We start from the raw sequence: 18,656 nt of genomic DNA, 5'->3' as shown, positions 1-18,656 counted from the left end.
TCTCCTTTTTTTATGTCAAATTTTGCTGAGAATGATTTTTTGCCATTTTTCATTAAATTATAGGTGAATCTATCAGGCATAATGGTCTTTTTAAAGCGAATAGGATTCTTCTGTGCGTTTATCATTCCTGCAGTTACAGTGTCAGGATATCTGATCGGTGGCCTATTGAATTGGGCTACCGTAGTATTTGTATTTGCCCTCATCCCTATACTTGACCAGATAGTAGGCAAAGACCCTTATAACATTCCGGATACCGAAATAAGGACGGAAGGGCGTAAACGTTACTATCGGTTTATCCTCTTTACCTGGGTATATGTACAGTACGCACTTATCATTTGGGGAGCCTGGGTCGTTTTCTCAGGACAGTTAAGCAACTGGGCCGCCTATGCAGGCTTCACCATAAGTATCGGTCTCAGCACCGGAGGTGTAGGCATTACCGTAGCCCATGAACTTGGCCACAAGCACGGTAAGCTCGAAAAGCTTTATGCTAAACTACTCCTGATGTCTGTATGCTACATGCACTTTTATATAGAGCACAACAGGGGCCATCATGTACATGTAGCTACCCCGCAAGACGCAGCAACTGCCAGACATGGTGAACCACTTTATGCCTTTTGGCTTCGTTCGGTAACCGGATGCTACCGCCACGCCTGGAAACTTGAAAACCATCGTCTCAGAAAAAAAGGGCGCCATATTCTCCATATCCAAAATGAGATGATCTGGTTTACGCTTTTACCTATCCTGCTGTGCTTCCTTTTGACTACTGGCATAAGCTTGCTGGCAGGGCGATTCACCTGGGAGGTAATCCCCTACTTTTTTACACAGAGCCTGGTGGCTTTTACGTTGCTTGAGGCAGTCAATTATATAGAGCACTACGGTCTGGAAAGGCGCGAAACCGAAACGGGCCGGTTCGAAAGGGTTCAGAATATTCACTCCTGGAACGCCAACCATCTTATCAGTAATTTTTTCCTTTTTCAACTACAGCGCCACTCTGACCATCATGTGCATGCTACGCGTCCCTATCAGGTTCTGCAACACTTCGATGAGAGCCCGCAATTACCTACCGGATATGCTGGCATGATCGTGTTAGCCTTTTTTCCTCCGCTTTGGTTTAGTCTAATGAACAAACGGCTAAACACATGGAAAGAACAGCGGTTACAAAGAGGGAACGTATCCCGTGCATAAGCCTGCATAAGCTATTTTTTATGGCATGCAAGCGTTTGCATTAATCGGCATACCGATTTTTTATTTGGGTACCTTTTCCGTAAATTCGCTAGCGATTTACCTGAGCCCTGTAGTAACACATAAATCTTCAACTCAACATGTCAAACGTTGCAGAATTAAAAGTAGACGGTAAGAGTTACGAGCTACCAATTATCGAAGGTTCTGAAAAAGAGCGTGCCATCGATATCAGTAAGCTTCGTGCACAGTCCGGCCTGATCACAATTGACCCCGGATTTAAGAACACTGGTAGCACTACCAGTTCAATCACTTTTTTGGACGGTGAGCAGGGCATCCTGCGGTACCGCGGTTATAGCATCGAAGATTTGGCTGAAAAGTCTTCTTTCCTTGAGGTGGCTTATCTCCTTATATATGGAGTGCTTCCTAAAAAGGATGAGTTCGATACTTTTAAGCGTGATATCACCACGCACACCCTCGTACATGAGGATATCAAGAAAATACTTGATGGCTTTCCCAGCAACTCGCATCCTATGGGAACACTGTCATCGTTAGTATGCTCACTTACAGCTTTCTACCCTGAATCCTTGGATCCTAACCGTTCATGGGAAGCTACTAATATGAGCATTATCCGCATCTTGGCTAAGATGCCTACCTTCGCTGCATGGGCATACAAAAACGAGGTAGGTCATCCGGTGAATTACCCTGACAACAGCCTGGACTACTGCTCTAACTTCCTGAAGATGATGTTTGCTCTTCCTGCAGAGCAGTATGATGTGGACCCTGTGGTAGCCGATGCACTGGACAAGCTCCTAATCCTACACGCTGATCATGAGCAAAACTGTTCTGCCTCTACCGTACGCATTGTAGGTAGCTCTAAGGCAAGCCTGTATGCTTCTGTCTCTGCCGGTATTAATGCACTATGGGGCCCGCTCCACGGTGGCGCTAACCAGGCCGTGATTGAGATGCTTGAAAACATCAAAGCTGATGGCGGTGATGTGAAGAAGTACATCGACAAAGCAAAAGACAAGGACGATAGCTTCCGTCTGATGGGCTTTGGTCACAGGGTATACAAGAACTTTGATCCAAGGGCCAGAATTATCAAAAAAGCAGCAGATGATGTACTAAGTAAACTGGGCGTTCAGGATCCTGTACTTGACATTGCTAAGGGGCTGGAAGAAGCCGCACTGAATGATGATTACTTTGTAGAAAGAAAACTTTACCCTAACGTAGACTTCTACAGTGGTATTATCTACAGAGCCATGGGCATTCCTACTGAAATGTTCACAGTAATGTTTGCTCTTGGTCGCCTCCCCGGCTGGATTGCACAGTGGAAAGAAATGCGTGAGAACAATGAGCCTATCGGCCGTCCTCGCCAGATTTACGTTGGCAGCAATCAGCGGACCTATCCTTCTATAGACGAGAGATAAGAATACCGAAATATTAACAAAGCTGTTTCGGGCTCACCGAAACAGCTTTTTTTATTTTATCTGATCAAAACATGGAATTACAAGAGTCATTTGATAAGGCCGTTAGCCACTCTAGAGAGCTAGCCGAGCGACCTTCTAATGAAGAGCTGCTAAAGTTATATGCTTTATATAAGCAGGCCACCGAAGGTGATGTGACCGGAGACAGGCCTGGAGGTTTTGACTTCAAAGGTATCGCTAAATATGATGCATGGGCCATGTTAAAAGGCACACCTAAAGATGAAGCAAAAAAGGAATATATCCTTTTTGTAGAAAGTCTTCATCAGAAAAGCTAACGAACTAAGGTTTCCTTTTCACAGAAAAGGAATATATTTCTTCCGGCTATACGTACTATACTAACTATCAATCCACAACAATATTAAATGGATTTATATTTCCATACAGATCTGGAGCCGGATGTAACCAACCTTGAAGAAGAAGAAAGCAGACATCTCATTAAGGTTCTCCGGAAAAAGGAAGGAGATACATTCCGCCTTACCAATGGAAAGGGAATGATCTGCAAGGCCACTATCCTTACTGCTAACCCTAAGCGATGTGAGGTCGCCCTTTCTGAGCGCGAAACACAGCAGGCTCCTCCCCCTATGGCCCTGGCCATTGCTCCCACTAAAAACATGGACCGAATCGAATGGCTCACAGAAAAAGCCGTTGAAATAGGCGTGGAAGCTCTTTACTTTTTTGACAGTGAACATTCCGAAAGAAGGGTACTGAAGACTGACCGGCTGGAAAGAAAGGCGTTGAGTGCTATGAAGCAATCACTTACCGCATTTTTGCCTCGAATAGAGGGACTTATGTCTTATGAGGAAATGTTGGAAAAAGCAGCCTCATACAAAGGAAAATATATTGCCTGGATAGATGAGGACGTGCATGATCACTTATTTGATATTGCCGACTTTGAGCACTCTTGCATCGTACTCATAGGCCCGGAGGGAGATTTCACCCCGGAAGAAGTAGAAAAAGCAAAAGGAGCTGGTATTACCCCTGTAAGCCTGGGAAACAAAAGGCTGCGTACAGAAACCGCTGCTCTGGCAGCACTGCACACCTTGTCATTACTTAATCGTTAGTAATAAGAAACTGGATAATCCGGGCCGGACTCCGGCTCGTTTCTCCATCCTGCTGGAGGAGTTCCCATTCCATTTCATCACTGGTGAGGCGCCTTACCCGAACATACACATTTCCGCTATCCGTACCCACCAGAAGTCTGGGTTCTGCTACCGCAAACCCTTCATCTTCCTCCCTTTCAGAGGGTGTCCAATAGAAAGCAATCGTATCTGCCTGGCAGGTTAAAGTAGGGTCTGTCCTTAAATAAACAGTTAGCGAATCATTAGCCTCTATATTTGTAAAGAAATATCGATATCTGTAATAGCAACTGTCAGCTCCGCCGGGGGGCACCATCTCATTACCTGTATTTACTGACCCGATTTCCCAGGCCTTCAGGGTATCGGCAGTAATGAGCTGTACTACCTGGGGGCTCGTATAGCCGGCAAATTCTGTTTCTTCACTCAAGCAGGAAAAGAATACTATAATCAGGGGTATAAAGGGGAAGAGTTTCTTCATGAAAGCAAAAATGACAAAAGAAAAGGGATGGATCAATACGATCGCACCCCTTTCGTCCGTTAGGACTCGAAATTAGCGGATGTTAGTCGTTTTACTGTTTGTTCTATTCACCCCTTAATGACCTACTGGCAAGTACTTTCCGCTACCCGTACTTTCCATCGCAAAATCTCCCATTTGGAATGGCTTAAAAGGTTAATACAATTAAGTAAAGTAAAGTGAAAGTATGAAAAAAACTCATCTTACTGAGGCACAACTGGATGTAAGAGTTAGCCTTGGCAGCAGTTTTAATGAATCAGTTTAGATTATTTTGGTATTTATCACATTGTGATTATGTAAAATCATACCTGTCCACATAACGCTGGGGCTATTTTAGATGCTGTATTTCAATCAGTTACACATTACTATCAGATAAATCCATCCTCAAAGGGCCATGAATTAATGTATTTTTTTCATATTTATCATTTCCGACAGTCTACGCAGTAATAACATCAGCCACTAAAACCAAGTCTTCATCTGTATGGTGCTAAACTACCTCTGGATAGCCTTTTTCCTAATTGCTTTCGTTGTAGCACTAATTAAGCTCCTGGTGGTGGGAGACACAACTGTATTTCCATCTATCGTCAATGCTATCTTTGGAGCAGCCAGAAACGGCTTCGAGATATCCCTTTTTCTAACAGGCATACTGGCTTTTTGGATGGGAATTATGCGTATAGGTGAGAAAGGAGGAATCGTGAAGGTATTAAGTGTGGTGGTAGGCCCTCTCTTTCGCAGATTATTCCCTGCCATACCTCGTGATCACCCGGTCATGACCCCTATTGTAATGAACTTCAGTGCTAACCTGCTGGGACTTGACAATGCTGCCACTCCTATGGGTCTAAAGGCAATGGAAGGCCTTCAGGAACTCAACCCGAATAAGAAAAAAGCGTCGGATGCTCAAATCATGTTTTTAGTGCTTAATACTTCCGGCCTTACCCTTATTCCTATTAATATCATGGTCTATAGGGCAGAAGCAGGAGCGGCTGACCCTGCAGATATCTTCCTGCCAATACTCCTTGCCACAGCCTGTTCCACGCTGGTCGGGTTAATCGCCGTGGGGTTACGCCAGCGCCTGAACTTTTTCGATCCTGTAATTATAGGGTACCTGGTATCTATTGCGGCCGTATTGGGAGGAGGTATGTGGTACCTGCAAACGCTGGATCAGGATACCATGCAAGTGGTATCTGCCAATATTGCTCACGTGACGCTGTTCAGCATCATCATCGGGTTTATCTTATTAGGATGGAAAAAGCGGATCAATGTGTATGAATCCTTCGTAAGCGGTGCAAAAGAAGGCTTTCAGATAGCTGTAAAGATTATTCCCTACCTGGTAGCCATTCTTACGGCCATAGCGGCTTTCAGAGCATCCGGAACGTTAGAACTGATAAACCAATCCATAGCGAGCATGATAGCCGATTTCGGAGGGGACACACGCTTTATCCCCTCATTACCGGTTGCCTTTATGAAACCGCTCAGCGGCTCAGGCGCACGGGGCATGATGCTGGATATTATGGAAGCTGAAGGGGTCGATAGTTTTGCAGGACGGTTAGCAAGTGTAATGCAAGGCAGTACGGAAACCACATTTTATGTGCTGGCGTTGTATTTTGGGTCGGTAAACATTAAGAACAGCCGGTATGCCGTGACTTATGGCCTGCTTGCAGACTTTGCAGGTATCATCGCAAGCGTCGCTATTGCCTACTTCTTTTTTGGATAATAGCCAAAATTCAGGAGTTCACAGTAGCCATTTCGTGGTGCATAGCCTTTGGAAGGGAGACAGTGAAGACGGTACCTTTTCCTTCTTCGCTTTCGATCGAAATATCACCCCCATTCTTCACGGCAAATTCCCTGCAAAGAATAAGCCCCAGGCCGGTACCTTTTTCCTGCTGCGTTCCGGCAGTAGTAAATGAGGTTTCAAGTCTGAATAGCTTATTGATATTCTCCTCTGGAATACCTATTCCGTTATCCGACACCTGAACCATGTAATACCCATTTTTATCGAATATATTGACTTTGACCTTACCCCCGGTAGGGGTAAACTTAATCGCATTACTTACCAGGTTACGGATAATGAAAGTTATCATATTCCGGTCAGCAAACACGTTGCCTTTATCTATCACATTAAGCATCAGGCTAATCTTCTTATGATCAGCTTCCGGTTTCAATAATCTGACAGTTTCAGAGATAGGTTCGGCAATCTGAATGGTTGAAGGCTGGTAAGATACATTTCCCATTTGCGTCATGGACCATTGTAACAGGTTATCCAGGAGAATGGAGAGGTTACTTACGCTATGATCCAGCTTACTGGTCAGCGCCATAATCTCTTCGCGGCTAAGCTTATCTGCATGGTCAATAAGGATTCTGAAGAGTCCTGACAGGGAGCGTAAGGGACTCTTTAGGTCATGAGAGATAATGCTGAAGAATTTATCCTTAGTGCCATTGAGCTCCTTTAGCCGGGTTTTACTTTGTTTCAGCTTCTGATTGGTATCCTTCAGTTCCTTACTGCGCTGATCAATCAGTGTATTATTATCTTCCAGCTGATTCTTAGTCTTCAGCTTGATACGGAAACGGCTATAAAGAATGGCCATGATCACTAGTACCAGCAACGCAAGCCCTGTACCTATTGCGAGCTTGATGTTACGGTCACGAATAATGTTTTCGTCGATCTCCTGCTGAATTTCAAGGTATTCTATCTCCTTATCTTTCTGATCCAGCTCAAATCTGGTCTGCACCTGCGCCATTTCCTTCTGTACATCATCGTTTAGCAGACTGTCTTTAAGCGCCAGATAGGCCTTATAATACTCGAGGGCGACTTTTTGGTCACCGGTAATCTTATAATTTTCGGATAAAGCCTTATAAGTTGATTGCAGGATAGGCCGGATTTTCATTTTTCGGGCTACTTCCAGCCCTCTTTCATAGTTGGCCTGTGCCTGCTCGTACATACCTGCATCCTGATATACACGGCCCAGCTCCTGATAGTCCTCGGCCACCCCGCCCATATCATTGTTTTTATTATCTATCTCCAGTGCCTCATTAAGATACTTAATAGCTCTTTCGTATTCACCAAGTTCTTTGTATACGCGGCCAATATTATGTAATGGAACAGCGGCTTCCAGTTCCATTTCCAGATCACGGTAAACTTCAAGCGTTTTTATGTAGTACGCGAGGGCCGTGGAATAGTCTTCATCCTCAAAATACATTTCACCGTAGTTATTAAGGATAGTGGCTTCTCCGTACTGATCTCCGAGGCTACTGAATATCTCGTAGGCCTGGTCATAATACTCCAGTGCCTTTTCATTGTCTCCAATATCATGATATACCACTCCTAGCCCATTGAGTATATCAGCACGGGTGATAGTATCTTTATCATTCTTAAAAAACTCATAGGCACTTAGATACAGATCAAGAGCGAGCTGGTAGTTTCCAAGTTTACTTTCAATATAGCCTCCCTGCATCTTCAGATAAGCCAAATTGACGGTGTCATTATACTTTTTGGCCATCAACTCCGCCTCTCTTAGAATAGGCAGTGACTTGGCCGGAGAAACCTGACCTACTTCATAGATTTTATAGAAAAGCGAATCCAGTTGCTTAAAGTAGACTGAATCTCTTTCCAACTCCTGCCCGCTGACAGAGTAACCGGAAATCACCAGAAAAGAAAAAACGAAAGCGGTGATTACCCGGCCAATGGATGATATGTGTAAGCTTATGCTCATCAATTATCGTGAACCAAGGTTTTTTTATCGGGCTCCTTGATTGGAAACCTGAATTTGAAAAAAGTCGTATCGCCTTCCTGGTACACCTGGTAGAATGCTCTGTTTCGTTTAAGAAACCACCCTGACATGATTACGCCAAGGTTACTGCTCTTCTCATAAAAAGTTTTTTGTAGCTGCTCCTGCTCATGCGCCTCTTCCAATAGCGTCTGCACTTCTTGGTACCGTTGAAAGCTCTTTGCTTTAAACATAAGCTCCACCGTATGGTCATCTGCGACAGAACTAATATCTAAAACAGTGCCTGACTCGCTGTAGGTTATGGTCTGGGTAAATATGTTCTTAAGAATGAACGAAATAGTATTTTCATCTGCATAAACCAAAGTATCGTCAAGGTCAAATTTAAAGGATACCCCCTGATAGGTGGCCTGCATCCGCATTTGGTCAGCCACCTCATGAATGAGCTGGCTAAGAGAGAACTTTTCAGGTATCAGCCTGGTGGAGTCCATTTGTTCACGTGACCAAAAGAGCAGGTTTTCGATAAGGACAATCAGAAAATCCACATTACTATTGATCCTGAGAGCTTTATTGCTAAGCTCTTGCTCAGACATAGTGCCTGCGGCTTTCATCAGTTCATTGAGCTCTACTCTAAGATCACTGAAGGGATTCTTAAGATCTTTTGAGATGGTCCCGAAAAATTTAGCCTTTTGCTTATTGAGGTAACGAAACTGTTCTTCTGACTCCGTAAGCCTTCGGTTAAGAATTTCTAATTCTGCAAATTGTTCCTGAAGCAGGTCATTCTGGATACTTATCTTTTTGAGAGCATTCTGAGTAATACGATATCTGCTCAACAGGGCAATCAGCGAAACAATAATGAGGCAGGAAATTGCCGCCAGGCCAAAGAAAAAAAGATTGCGCTGAGTAAGTTTTTGGCCGTTTTTTTCCTTTTGTGCTTTTAGTATTTCGAGGTCTCTTGACTGTTTTTCAGACTCATAGCTATCATATATCCTGGAAATCTGCTTACGCCTGGTTTCCTGTGCTACTGAATCCCTTAAAACCGATACATTTTCAAGCTTCTCAAGGCTCTTTTCATACTGGCCAAGTCTGTCAAAAAGTCCTGCCTGAAGCTCTAGAATACGCATCATCCCTCTGTTATCTGACAAACTATCAGCGAGGGAATAAGCTACATCAAGGCTTTGTACTGCTTCGGCAGGTGAGTTTTTTGCCTGATCACTTGCCAGGTCCATCAGAATTATGACTTTCTCCCTCGCAGAGGCTTGAGCATAGTAAGAAGGCAGACCATCGATCGCAAGACTTTCAGTCAGAAAAAATACTGATATACAGACAGTTAAAAATATGTAGCGTGTTTTTGTCAAGACTACGATTTCGGTATCCGACACCTTTATATGCAACTCCGGATCATAAATATACCCAACCTAATGGAAATAATTTTTGCCTCACTTGTAACAATCTTAAATAAAATTCAGGTATATGATAGTTTTTTGAAAGAATTGAATTGGCTGGGGAAATTTAGCACATTAATTTTGAAGGGTTGAATAAGGTCTATTGTGTGATTTTGTGATGAATTGACTTGCTATTATCACATAGTCAAGGGTTTGTATTAGTAAAAAGATATATTTGCAGAGGATGACATTAGAAAAGAAGAAGGTGCTCGATAAGACTATCTACGACAACGCGAAAAATCACTTTTTAGGCAACTTTCCGGATTCACTTCCTATAGAACAGGCCTATCTCCATATCGGTATGTATCTGGGATGGATAATAGAAAAGGAACTCTACAGCGAGTTTTTTGAAGATGAGGCAGGAACGGAAATTTTCCGGTTTAAAAGACGCCAGATAGGCCCTACCATTCTAAGTGAGATCTGGGATGGATATCTGGGCTACGAGTTATTTAACCGCGAAGGCAATATGTTTACGTATTTTTACTACGCAGGCGGGGTATTCAAAAAGGATTATCAGAAGCTTTTGGCGGGTGACCTTCCGAGCTTATATCATGTAACTGATACCTGGGAGAATTACGAACTGATTAAGACCAAGATCAACGAAAGATACGAAGAGTGGAAAAAGCTCATTTCCTGACAGAGCTTTTCATAACTGAACTTTCTTCTTTTTACGTGCTATTATTTAGCATTTTTCTCACTCACGTAAGAAATTTAAGGGTTTAAGTAATATTTTAAAAAGACGGCCGCTACTCTTTGCAGTAGCGGCCGTCTTTTTATCTACCTTCCAAACTTATTTTTCAATGCCATAAGTTTAGACTGCAGATCACCCTGAGGCTCATCTTGTTGCTTACGGCCCCTGCTGCCTTTAGGCTTACTGTCTTTATTCCCGGTAGCAAAAGGATCTTTTTTTAAGGAAAGAGAGATACGCTTGCGCGCAGCGTCCACCTCCAGCACAGTCACTTCTACTTTCTGGTGCACAGCCACTACATCCGAAGGGTTGCTTACAAAGCGGTCAGCAAGGTGGCTGATGTGCACAAGGCCATCCTGGTGTACTCCAACATCAACAAAAGCACCAAAAGCGGTAATATTGGTAACTATGCCTGGTAACTTCATACCAACCTGCAAATCACTGATTTTCTCCACACCTTCCATGAAACTGAATGCCTCGAAGCTATCCCGAGGGTCACGGCCAGGCTTGTCAAGCTCCTGTAAAATATCAGTAAGCGTCGGAAGTCCCACAGTGTCTGAAACGTATTTTTTGAGATTTATCTGCTTGCGTAGCTCCTGCCGCTTGATCAGCTCGTCGACAGTGCAGTCAAGGTCAGCCGCCATTTGGCGAACGATCTCATAACTTTCCGGGTGAACCGCACTGGTGTCAAGGGGATTGTCCGAACCAAGCACACGAAGAAAGCCCGCAGATTGCTCAAAAGCCTTGTCTCCCATTCGTGGTACCTTCATCAGAGCCGACCGGTTTTTGAAAGGTCCGTTCTCGTTCCGGTAGGTAACAATATTACCAGCAAGCTGTGGGCCTAAGCCGGATACGTATGTTAGTAATTGCTTACTGGCTGTATTAACCTCCACTCCAACGGCATTCACGGCAGACATAACCACCTCGTCCAGAGCCTGTTTAAGTGAGTTTTGATCAACATCATGCTGATATTGACCAACCCCGATAGATTTAGGTTCTATTTTAACCAGTTCAGCTAGAGGGTCAGTCAATCGGCGACCAATAGAGACAGAACCACGCACAGTCACATCCTGGTCTGGAAACTCATCGCGGGCCACTTCTGAAGCAGAATACACAGAGGCACCAGCTTCGTTAACCATTACGACTAGGATATTTGCAGGCAGTCCCAGGCCCCTTACGAAGGATTCGGTTTCCCGGCTCGCCGTACCATTACCAATGGCAATAGCCTCTATGCCATGCTTCTCTACAAGATGCTTTATCATGGCCCCTGATTCGGTGGTTTTACGTTGAGGCTCATTAGGGAATATAGCTGTATGATCCAGCAGCTTACCCTGGCGATCCAGGCAAACAACCTTACACCCGGTTCTGAAGCCAGGGTCAATAGCCATTACAATCTTCTGGCCCAATGGAGGAGCTAACAGCAATTGTTTCAGGTTCTCTGCGAATACTTTAATCGCCTCTTCATCAGCCCGTTTTTTAGTAAAGAGCCTAACCTCTGTTTCCATTGAGGGCTTAAGTAAGCGTTTATAGCTATCTTTAATAGCTTTTTTAACCTCTTCCGATGCCTTATTACTACCTGTTACAAAATGATTTTCCAGTAGTGAAATAGCGGCTTCTTCCTCCGGCTGGCAGTCAAGCATAAGCATAAGCTCTTTCTCTCCCCTACGCATGGCAAGCACTCTATGCGAAGGCGCATCTTTTACTGATTCTTCCCACTCGAAGTAGTCTTTGTATTTCTGACCTTCGTTTTCTTTGCCAGTCATGACACGACTTACGAAACGCCCTTCTTCAATAAAGAGCTTACGCATTTTTTCGCGTACGTCGGCATTCTCATTTACCCACTCAGCAATGATATCACGTGCCCCCTGCAAAGCAGTTTCTGCATCAACTACTTCCTTTTCTTCGCTGACATAAGCAGCGGCCTCTTTCTCAGGGTTTGTACCGCTCTCCTGCTCAAACAGTAGGGTGGCAAGTGGCTCAAGGCCTTTTTCTCTGGCAATAGTTGCTTTCGTACGTCTTTTTGGCTTATAGGGCAGATAAATATCTTCAAGACGAGCCAGCGTTTCAGCTTCCTCCACCTGCTCCTTTAACTCAGGGGTAAGTTTTTCCTGCTCAGTCAGGCTCTTAAGTATTGCCTCCCTACGCTTATCCAAGTCACGTAATTGCTGAACTCTGTCACGGATGGCAATAATAGCCACTTCATCGAGGCTTCCCGTCATCTCCTTCCGGTACCGTGCTATAAAAGGCACGGTAGCCCCTTCATCCAGCAACCTGACTGTTGCTTCTACCTGCCGGGATTGTACATTCATTTCACCGGCAACTTTACTGATATGCTCGACGCTCATCTGATTAAATTTTTCTAAAAAAGGACGACAAAAATAGAAAGGCAGGACTAGTGTCAAAAATAATATTCACCTAATCGCATTTATCACTTAAGATTTTGAAGGATCTTATTGCCTGGATAGGTAAGCAACCACTTCTTTCACCGTTTTGCGGGCGCTTCTACCTACCCCAATTAAGGTAGCTGATGCAAACCCCGTCCAGTTTCCGTACCCCACAAACCACATGCCCGCCACTTTTGCTGACATATTACCTTTAAGTTCCGGTTTATCTCCCACAGATATGCCTACACCGGTAAGATGGCCTAGTGCAGGTTTAAATCCGGTACACCATATAATAGCATCTATAGCCTGCCTGGTTCCATCCTTCCAAACTACTGCATGGGGTTGAACCTCGGCAAGGCCTTCCCGAAAAGAGAGTCTTCCCTCGTCCCTTGCTTCCTTAACTGAAGGCACTACTACTATATCTCCGAGTGAAGCAGGCTTAAACTCCTCACCACGTTGCTTTGCTTTGTACATAAATGTAGCCTGGTTAAACAAGTACGCTCCATCTATATGGTCAGGGAGAAAAACGGGAACCCGCGTTGTAGCCCATGTGGCTTCTGCTACTTTACTAAGCTCTGACATTATCTGGGCACCGCTGTTTCCCTCTCCCACTATCAATACTTTTTTTCCTGTGAAGAGCTCCGGGTTCTTGTAGGCAGAAGAATGTATACTTATACCAGAAAAGGACTCCAGGCCGGGAATATCTGGTATGTTGGGCTTGCTCCAGGTACCTGTAGCGTTGATGATTGTTTTGGCAGTGAACTCACCCTTATTTGTGGTTATTTCAAAATCCTCCTCTTTTCTCCTGACATCATTTACCCGAACGGCCCTTTTAACAGGTAGATGATAGCGTGACTCGTACATTTGAAGGTAATTTATGACCTCGTCCCGGTGTGGGTAATCAGACCCTCCCGGAAACATAACTCCTGGCAAAGAGCTGGACTGAGCCTGTGAAAACAGGGTAAGACTATCCCAGGCATGCTGCCACGCGCCGCCTGGCTTTTCCTGAGCATCCAGGATCAGGTAGCTTAGTTTTTCCCTTCTCAGGTAATAACCGACTGCCAGACCACTCTGGCCGCCACCGATTACTATGACATCGTAGGTCATATCGTACTTTGGTCTAATAAAACAAGCAGATTTCCAGCCTGGCAGGCTGTTCTGCGTAGATCTTCTGTGGTTTGGCTAAGAGCCACTTCCAAAGAGGCAGGCCTCCTTCCGATAGGGAGTATTACGTCAAACCAGCGCGATAGTTCAGCATTTTCTTTTGAAGGTGCTGCCCCCGTCAGCGCAATGACAGGAAGGTTCTTTTCTTTCGCCATTCTGGCAACTTCATAAGGAGCTTTTCCTTCCAGCGTTTGTATATCAAGTTGTCCTTCAGCAGTTATCACGCAGGCGACATCGCCAAGTATATCCGCAAATTTCATCAACTCCAGCATCCGTCGCCCCCCTTTTGAAAGCGTGGCTCCTAATATCAAGCTACCGGCGGCTGCACCTCCTGCAGCACCTCCACCGGCTACCCCATCTATTCTGTTTCCGGTAAGTTGTTCTGCTATCTGTGCAAATTTGGTCAACCCCGCTTCCAGTTGTTCGACAGCCTTATGATCCGCACCTTTCTGCGGCCCAAACACCCGCGCAGCACCCTCAGGTCCTAATAAGGGGTTCTTTACATCGCAAAACACCTCCAGTCTCACCTGCTCCAGGATATTATTTTCAGGAGGCATTATTTTGTCCATCTGAATCAGGGATCCCCCACCCTCACTGATCTCATCACTATTTTTATTCAAAAATGAAAAACCAAGAGCCTTAAGCATACCAGTGCCTCCATCAACTGTGGCACTACCTCCCACACCGAGAATTATATGCCGTATACCCGCCTTAACTGCCTTAGCAATTAATTGCCCCGTGCCGTAAGAAGTTGTATGAAGTGGGGTCAATTCTTCCGCCTTCAACCTCCTCATACCCGAGGCTTCCGCCAGTTCCACTACTGCAGTCTTGTTACCATAGATATCCACAATACCATACCGGGCACTAATGGAACGCCCCAAAGGGTCTGATATATCGGAACAGGTGACAAAGTAACCGCTAAAGTAATCTACTAAAACTTCCATTGTATGGTCGCCACCATCAGCCACTGGCACACAGCGAATACCACCTTCCCAATGACTATCTATTAAACCTGCCTCTATCGCCTTAGAAGCTTGTATGGAGGATAGAGCATTTTTAAATGCATTAGGTGCGATAACGATATTGAGTGGCATATTTGTAAAAATGAAAATCAGAAATGCTAAGGCGAAACGTTACGTATAAATGGAAAATGCCGAATTAAAAACCTTTCCCTGGTAATAATTAAATAATTGAAATTATTGCCTTAAAAAACCATCTCCTGAATTGAATCAAACTTTTCCATCTACATATGGAAAAAGTCATAATAATAAGCGTAATTATTTAAATAGTTCAAAACTATCCTCGATGCATCTATTGAACTATTCTAACATGGGTTACTGAGCTTAATTTAATAAAAACCAGATGGTATCCTCATCAAATACCTGAGCTATGGGATGATATGGTTTTAAGGCTTCTTATAGTACATGTTTTCTTACACAGAGATTATTTTGTGCGATTACAGCTTATGGCCTACCTCTTTATTGATGAATATCTTCGAATCGAGCTAAACAAATATCCAGGAAATAAACGGGGGAGAATGAAGATGAATAGAAGAAGATTACCAGGAGCGTTCATTCACATGATATTGATGGTAAGCCTTGCGTCTTGTGAGATTACTGAAGAAGTGCTTCCTGATAAAGAGCCAGAGCCGGTATTACCGACCGTGAAGGACAAAGGTGAAAGAGGGTTATCAGTAGTCGGAAGTACGTTTACCCTGCCCGATGAGCAGGAGTTGGAAGAGTCTCTTCTTGCTGGTTCAAATGAGGGCCAGATTGTAATTGATTGGGAAAAGGTAGATAGTTCCGGAATTCTGTCATTTGAACAACTGGACCCGGTGATGGAAAAATGTGCAGAAGGGAACCTTCCTGTTACGCTTGTATATAATCCCATTAGCCGTAATAAAGTAAGCATACCGCATGACCTGGGGGGGAGAGACTGGAGTGATACAGAATTGCGGGAACGCTTTGCTGACCTCTTATATCAGGTATACTACCGGTATCCTACTGTAGATGTAAACAGGGTTATATTAGGCGAAGAGGTAGATATCCTATTGAAAGAAAATCAAATTGAATGGGCTTCCTACACCGACTTTTTTGCCTATTCACGTGAAATTATCAAATCCTACTATGGAAGTGCATTAGTCGTGGGAGCCTCCACCTCATTCTCAGGAATAAATTTACTGGAAACGAAAGATCTGGCACTCGCACTGCATGATGAAGCAGACATTGTTTCTATCAGCTATTTTCCAAGAAATCGTGACTACACGTTTAGAAGTGTGCTACACGTAACCCGTGACATGGAGTACCTCGCTGCTATTTCTGGCAGCAAAAAGGTATTTTTTCAGGAGTGTGGCTACCCAAGTGCGGTAAGCTGTAACAGCTCAGAGGAAATGCAACGACAATTTGTCGCGGAAGTATTCAGAGGCTGGGACCTTTACGATGATGCTATCCAGGGTATTCATTTTACCTGGCTTAAGGATAAAAGTAATACTGAGGCAGTTAAAATACTTGAAGAGAGTGGTATGTCGGAATCTATATACGTCAGCCGCTTTGTTGATTTTCTTAAATCATCCGGCCTGCAGGATAATCAATCAGAAAAACCTGCCATGCAGCAGCTTAAACTGGAAGCTGGAGCAAGAGGATGGTAGGCTTGCTGCTGGAGCAATTGTGTATTAAAGCTTTTGTTAATACTAAAAAAAACCCCGGCGGGAATTCCCACCGGGGTTTTTGTATGCCTTTTAATGATGATTCTTTATCTCAGGAAAAGCATCTCGCGGTATTTAACCAGCGGCCAATCTTCATCATCCACGATCAATTCCAGCTTGTCTACTGCATAACGGATGTCGTCAAAGTACTTCATTTTAACGTCATCACAGTATCCGATTGCCTTCTCGCGCAGATCCTCGATCTTATTAAGACGCTTTCGCTCTTCCAGCATATTGTCTACTCCTTTCTTAGCCTCATTGATGAACCGTGAAAGCTCTTCAATGGTGCGCTTTACACCAGAGTTGTCTACACCAATCTCTGCAAGGCCTTTTGCGTTAGTCAGTAGCTTGTTCTGGTAGGCTATCGCCGTAGGAATAATATGATTATTTACCAGATCACCCATTACGCGGGATTCAATCTGAATATTCATCACATAATTTTCCAGAAGAATTTCATGTCTCGCCTCGATCTCAACCTTAGTCAGAACGTCATTTCGCTCGTACATTTTAACTACCTCATCAGTGAGGTAAGCATCTAATGCACGAGGAGTGTCTTTAACATTGCTGAGGCCACGCTTTTCGGCTTCCTTAACCCACTCATCAGAGTAGCCGTCGCCTTCAAAACGTACAGACTTAGAGTCTTTAATGTAGCTGCGAAGTACATTGATAATAGCCAGGCGCTTTTCAGTACCTTTCTTAGTCTCCTTTTCTACATCTGAGGTAAATTTATTGAGCTGGTCAGCTACGATCAGGTTCAGTACCGACATAGGAACTCCTACGTTTGCCTGTCCCCCTACGGCCCGGAACTCAAACTTATTACCAGTAAAGGCAAATGGACTGGTACGGTTACGATCAGTATTATCCAGTATGATGGAAGGAATCTTATCGATACCTAACTTCATATAAAGGTTTTCACCTTTTTCCACCTGTACATTACCGTTCTTTTCAAGCTCATCGAGCACGGCGGTAAGCTGTGAACCGATAAATACTGAAATGATGGCAGGAGGAGCCTCATTAGCTCCGAGACGGTGGTCATTACCGGCAGAGGCAATAGATGCCCTGAGCAGATCTGCATTGTCGTACACTGCCTTGATTGTATTCACAAAGAAGGTAAGGAAGAGAAGGTTTTCTCTGGCACTTGTGCGTGGCTGAAACAGGTTAACCCCTGTATCTGTGATAAGTGACCAGTTATTATGCTTACCGGTTCCGTTAAGTCCTGCAAATGGCTTCTCGTGGAAAAGCACTGCCAGGTCATGTTTTGCTGCCACTCTGTCCATCACATCCATCATAAGCTGGTTGTGATCGTTGGCAACGTTAATTTCTTCAAAGATCGGCGCTACCTCAAACTGGCTCGGTGCTACCTCATTGTGACGGGTAGAAACCGGAATACCGAGTCTCAGACATTCGATCTCAAACTCACGCATGAAGTTATACACCCGGGTCGGGATAGAACCAAAGTAATGGTCATCCAACTGCTGGCCACGGGCCGGGCTATGACCGAAGAGAGTACGGTTAGACATAACCAGGTCAGGACGGGCCTTAAACAGAGCGCGGTCAATGACGAAGTACTCCTGTTCGCAGCCAAGGGAGGCCGTTACGCGACTCACATTCCGGTCGAACAGTTTACATACTTTTACAGATGCTTTGTCCACTGCTTCCATTGCTCTCAGTAGTGGCGACTTATTATCAAGAGCCTCACCTGTATAGCTAATAAAAATAGTGGGAATACAGAGCGTGCCTCCCATTATAAACATAGGGCTGCTGGGATCCCAGGCTGTATACCCTCTCGCCTCAAAGGTACTTCTGATTCCTCCGTTAGGGAAAGAAGATGCGTCAGGCTCCTGCTGGATCAGGGCTGATCCTTTAAATTCCTCGATACCTTTTTGGGGATTAAAGAAAGCATCGTGCTTTTCTGCCGTCCCGCCGGTCAGAGGCTGAAACCAGTGCGTGTAATGCGTAATGCCTTTGGACATTGCCCAGGACTTTGCCGCCACCGCAATGGCATCTGCCATTTCCTTATCTATTTTTTTACCCTTCCTGATATTCTCTTCTACTTTTTTAAATGTTTCAGGAGCCAGGGCAGTCTTCATCTTATCAAGACCAAAGGAAAGCTCGCCAAAATATTCGCTGATAGCAGCAGCAGGAGGAGTAGGAGTTTTAAATGTGCGGGTATTGAGTTCTTTTAGTGCGTTGAACCTAATATTTGCCATGAAAAATTAAAAAGAGTTGATTTACTACCCAAAAGTAATACAATTTACACTAAAATGATTGATCAGCCCCGTTTTTTAACCCC

Annotated in this window: 14 protein-coding genes; 7 read left to right on the top strand and 7 right to left on the bottom strand. The window is 44.3% G+C overall.

The window, feature by feature from the left end; all coding sequences use genetic code 11:
• Positions 1-81: 81 nt before the first annotated feature.
• The 4 genes from AB9P05_RS17580 to AB9P05_RS17565 all read left to right on the top strand — a co-directional run bounded on the left by AB9P05_RS17580 (position 82) and on the right by AB9P05_RS17565 (position 3,727).
• Positions 82-1,185: an alkane 1-monooxygenase gene (locus tag AB9P05_RS17580; RefSeq protein WP_371910146.1), complete on the top strand. Its 1,104-nt coding sequence runs from the start codon at positions 82-84 to the stop codon at positions 1,183-1,185.
• Positions 1,186-1,322: 137 nt separating this feature from the next.
• The gene (locus AB9P05_RS17575) at positions 1,323-2,609 is read left to right on the top strand and encodes a citrate synthase (RefSeq protein ID WP_371910145.1); all 1,287 of its coding nucleotides are present in this window, start codon (positions 1,323-1,325) and stop codon (positions 2,607-2,609) included.
• A gap of 71 nt (positions 2,610-2,680) precedes the next feature.
• A complete protein-coding gene (locus tag AB9P05_RS17570; protein WP_371910144.1) occupies positions 2,681-2,941 on the top strand; it encodes an acyl-CoA-binding protein in 261 nt (86 codons plus the stop codon).
• Between the two features lie 87 nt (positions 2,942-3,028).
• Positions 3,029-3,727, top strand: coding sequence for a 16S rRNA (uracil(1498)-N(3))-methyltransferase (locus tag AB9P05_RS17565; protein ID WP_371910143.1), 699 nt, complete (start codon positions 3,029-3,031; stop codon positions 3,725-3,727).
• Here the strand turns inward: AB9P05_RS17565 and AB9P05_RS17560 are convergent.
• Positions 3,717-4,220, bottom strand: coding sequence for a hypothetical protein (locus AB9P05_RS17560; RefSeq protein WP_371910142.1), 504 nt, complete (start codon positions 4,218-4,220; stop codon positions 3,717-3,719). The two genes, AB9P05_RS17565 and AB9P05_RS17560, sit on opposite strands and share 11 nt — an antisense overlap.
• A gap of 517 nt (positions 4,221-4,737) precedes the next feature.
• Here AB9P05_RS17560 and AB9P05_RS17555 point away from each other — a divergent pair.
• Positions 4,738-5,970, top strand: a complete 1,233-nt coding sequence (locus tag AB9P05_RS17555; RefSeq protein ID WP_371910141.1) for a nucleoside recognition domain-containing protein — start codon at positions 4,738-4,740, stop codon at positions 5,968-5,970.
• Positions 5,971-5,980: 10 nt separating this feature from the next.
• Here AB9P05_RS17555 and AB9P05_RS17550 read toward each other — a convergent pair whose 3' ends face one another.
• Complete coding sequence (locus AB9P05_RS17550; RefSeq protein ID WP_371910140.1) at positions 5,981-7,966, bottom strand: tetratricopeptide repeat protein; 1,986 nt, start codon at positions 7,964-7,966, stop codon at positions 5,981-5,983.
• A complete protein-coding gene (locus tag AB9P05_RS17545; protein WP_371910139.1) occupies positions 7,966-9,336 on the bottom strand; it encodes a sensor histidine kinase in 1,371 nt (456 codons plus the stop codon). The genes AB9P05_RS17550 and AB9P05_RS17545 overlap by 1 nt, the downstream gene beginning before the upstream one ends.
• Before the next feature lie 271 nt (positions 9,337-9,607).
• Between AB9P05_RS17545 and AB9P05_RS17540 the strand changes: the two genes are divergently transcribed.
• Positions 9,608-10,060, top strand: a complete 453-nt coding sequence (locus tag AB9P05_RS17540) for a hypothetical protein (RefSeq protein ID WP_371910138.1) — start codon at positions 9,608-9,610, stop codon at positions 10,058-10,060.
• 140 nt (positions 10,061-10,200) lie between these two features.
• Here AB9P05_RS17540 and AB9P05_RS17535 read toward each other — a convergent pair whose 3' ends face one another.
• The 3 genes from AB9P05_RS17535 to AB9P05_RS17525 form a co-directional block, all read right to left on the bottom strand.
• The gene (locus AB9P05_RS17535; RefSeq protein ID WP_371910137.1) at positions 10,201-12,456 is read right to left on the bottom strand and encodes a Tex family protein; all 2,256 of its coding nucleotides are present in this window, start codon (positions 12,454-12,456) and stop codon (positions 10,201-10,203) included.
• Between the two features lie 105 nt (positions 12,457-12,561).
• Positions 12,562-13,602 carry an ArsO family NAD(P)H-dependent flavin-containing monooxygenase gene (locus AB9P05_RS17530; RefSeq protein ID WP_371910136.1) on the bottom strand — a complete coding sequence of 347 codons (1,041 nt, stop codon included), beginning with the start codon at positions 13,600-13,602 and terminating at the stop codon, positions 12,562-12,564.
• Entirely contained in the window at positions 13,599-14,753 is a 1,155-nt protein-coding gene (locus AB9P05_RS17525; RefSeq protein WP_371910135.1) for a glycerate kinase, read from the bottom strand. The genes AB9P05_RS17530 and AB9P05_RS17525 overlap by 4 nt, the downstream gene beginning before the upstream one ends.
• Before the next feature lie 449 nt (positions 14,754-15,202).
• On the opposite strand from AB9P05_RS17525, the gene AB9P05_RS17520 reads away from it, so the two are divergent.
• Positions 15,203-16,306, top strand: a complete 1,104-nt coding sequence (locus AB9P05_RS17520) for a hypothetical protein (RefSeq protein ID WP_371910134.1) — start codon at positions 15,203-15,205, stop codon at positions 16,304-16,306.
• A 104-nt stretch (positions 16,307-16,410) separates the two neighbouring features.
• On the opposite strand, the gene AB9P05_RS17515 is transcribed toward AB9P05_RS17520, so the two are convergent.
• Complete coding sequence (locus AB9P05_RS17515; protein WP_371910133.1) at positions 16,411-18,573, bottom strand: glutamine synthetase III; 2,163 nt, start codon at positions 18,571-18,573, stop codon at positions 16,411-16,413.
• Between the last annotated feature and the right edge of the window lie 83 nt (positions 18,574-18,656).

The organism is Roseivirga sp. BDSF3-8 (assembly GCF_041449215.1).
Taxonomy (GTDB): domain Bacteria; phylum Bacteroidota; class Bacteroidia; order Cytophagales; family Cyclobacteriaceae; genus JBGNFV01.
The sequence above is the reverse complement of the archived record's forward strand: the minus strand, read 5'-3'. Positions and strand labels throughout refer to the sequence as shown.

Coding starts and splice junctions, on each gene's coding strand:
- AB9P05_RS17580 (WP_371910146.1), top strand. CDS start 82: ATGGTCTTTTTAAAGCGAATAGGATTCTTCTGTGCGTTTATCATTCCT.
- AB9P05_RS17575 (WP_371910145.1), top strand. CDS start 1,323: ATGTCAAACGTTGCAGAATTAAAAGTAGACGGTAAGAGTTACGAGCTA.
- AB9P05_RS17570 (WP_371910144.1), top strand. CDS start 2,681: ATGGAATTACAAGAGTCATTTGATAAGGCCGTTAGCCACTCTAGAGAG.
- AB9P05_RS17565 (WP_371910143.1), top strand. CDS start 3,029: ATGGATTTATATTTCCATACAGATCTGGAGCCGGATGTAACCAACCTT.
- AB9P05_RS17560 (WP_371910142.1), bottom strand. CDS start 4,220: ATGAAGAAACTCTTCCCCTTTATACCCCTGATTATAGTATTCTTTTCC.
- AB9P05_RS17555 (WP_371910141.1), top strand. CDS start 4,738: ATGGTGCTAAACTACCTCTGGATAGCCTTTTTCCTAATTGCTTTCGTT.
- AB9P05_RS17550 (WP_371910140.1), bottom strand. CDS start 7,966: ATGAGCATAAGCTTACACATATCATCCATTGGCCGGGTAATCACCGCT.
- AB9P05_RS17540 (WP_371910138.1), top strand. CDS start 9,608: ATGACATTAGAAAAGAAGAAGGTGCTCGATAAGACTATCTACGACAAC.
- AB9P05_RS17535 (WP_371910137.1), bottom strand. CDS start 12,456: ATGAGCGTCGAGCATATCAGTAAAGTTGCCGGTGAAATGAATGTACAA.
- AB9P05_RS17530 (WP_371910136.1), bottom strand. CDS start 13,602: ATGACCTACGATGTCATAGTAATCGGTGGCGGCCAGAGTGGTCTGGCA.
- AB9P05_RS17525 (WP_371910135.1), bottom strand. CDS start 14,753: ATGCCACTCAATATCGTTATCGCACCTAATGCATTTAAAAATGCTCTA.
- AB9P05_RS17520 (WP_371910134.1), top strand. CDS start 15,203: ATGAATAGAAGAAGATTACCAGGAGCGTTCATTCACATGATATTGATG.
- AB9P05_RS17515 (WP_371910133.1), bottom strand. CDS start 18,573: ATGGCAAATATTAGGTTCAACGCACTAAAAGAACTCAATACCCGCACA.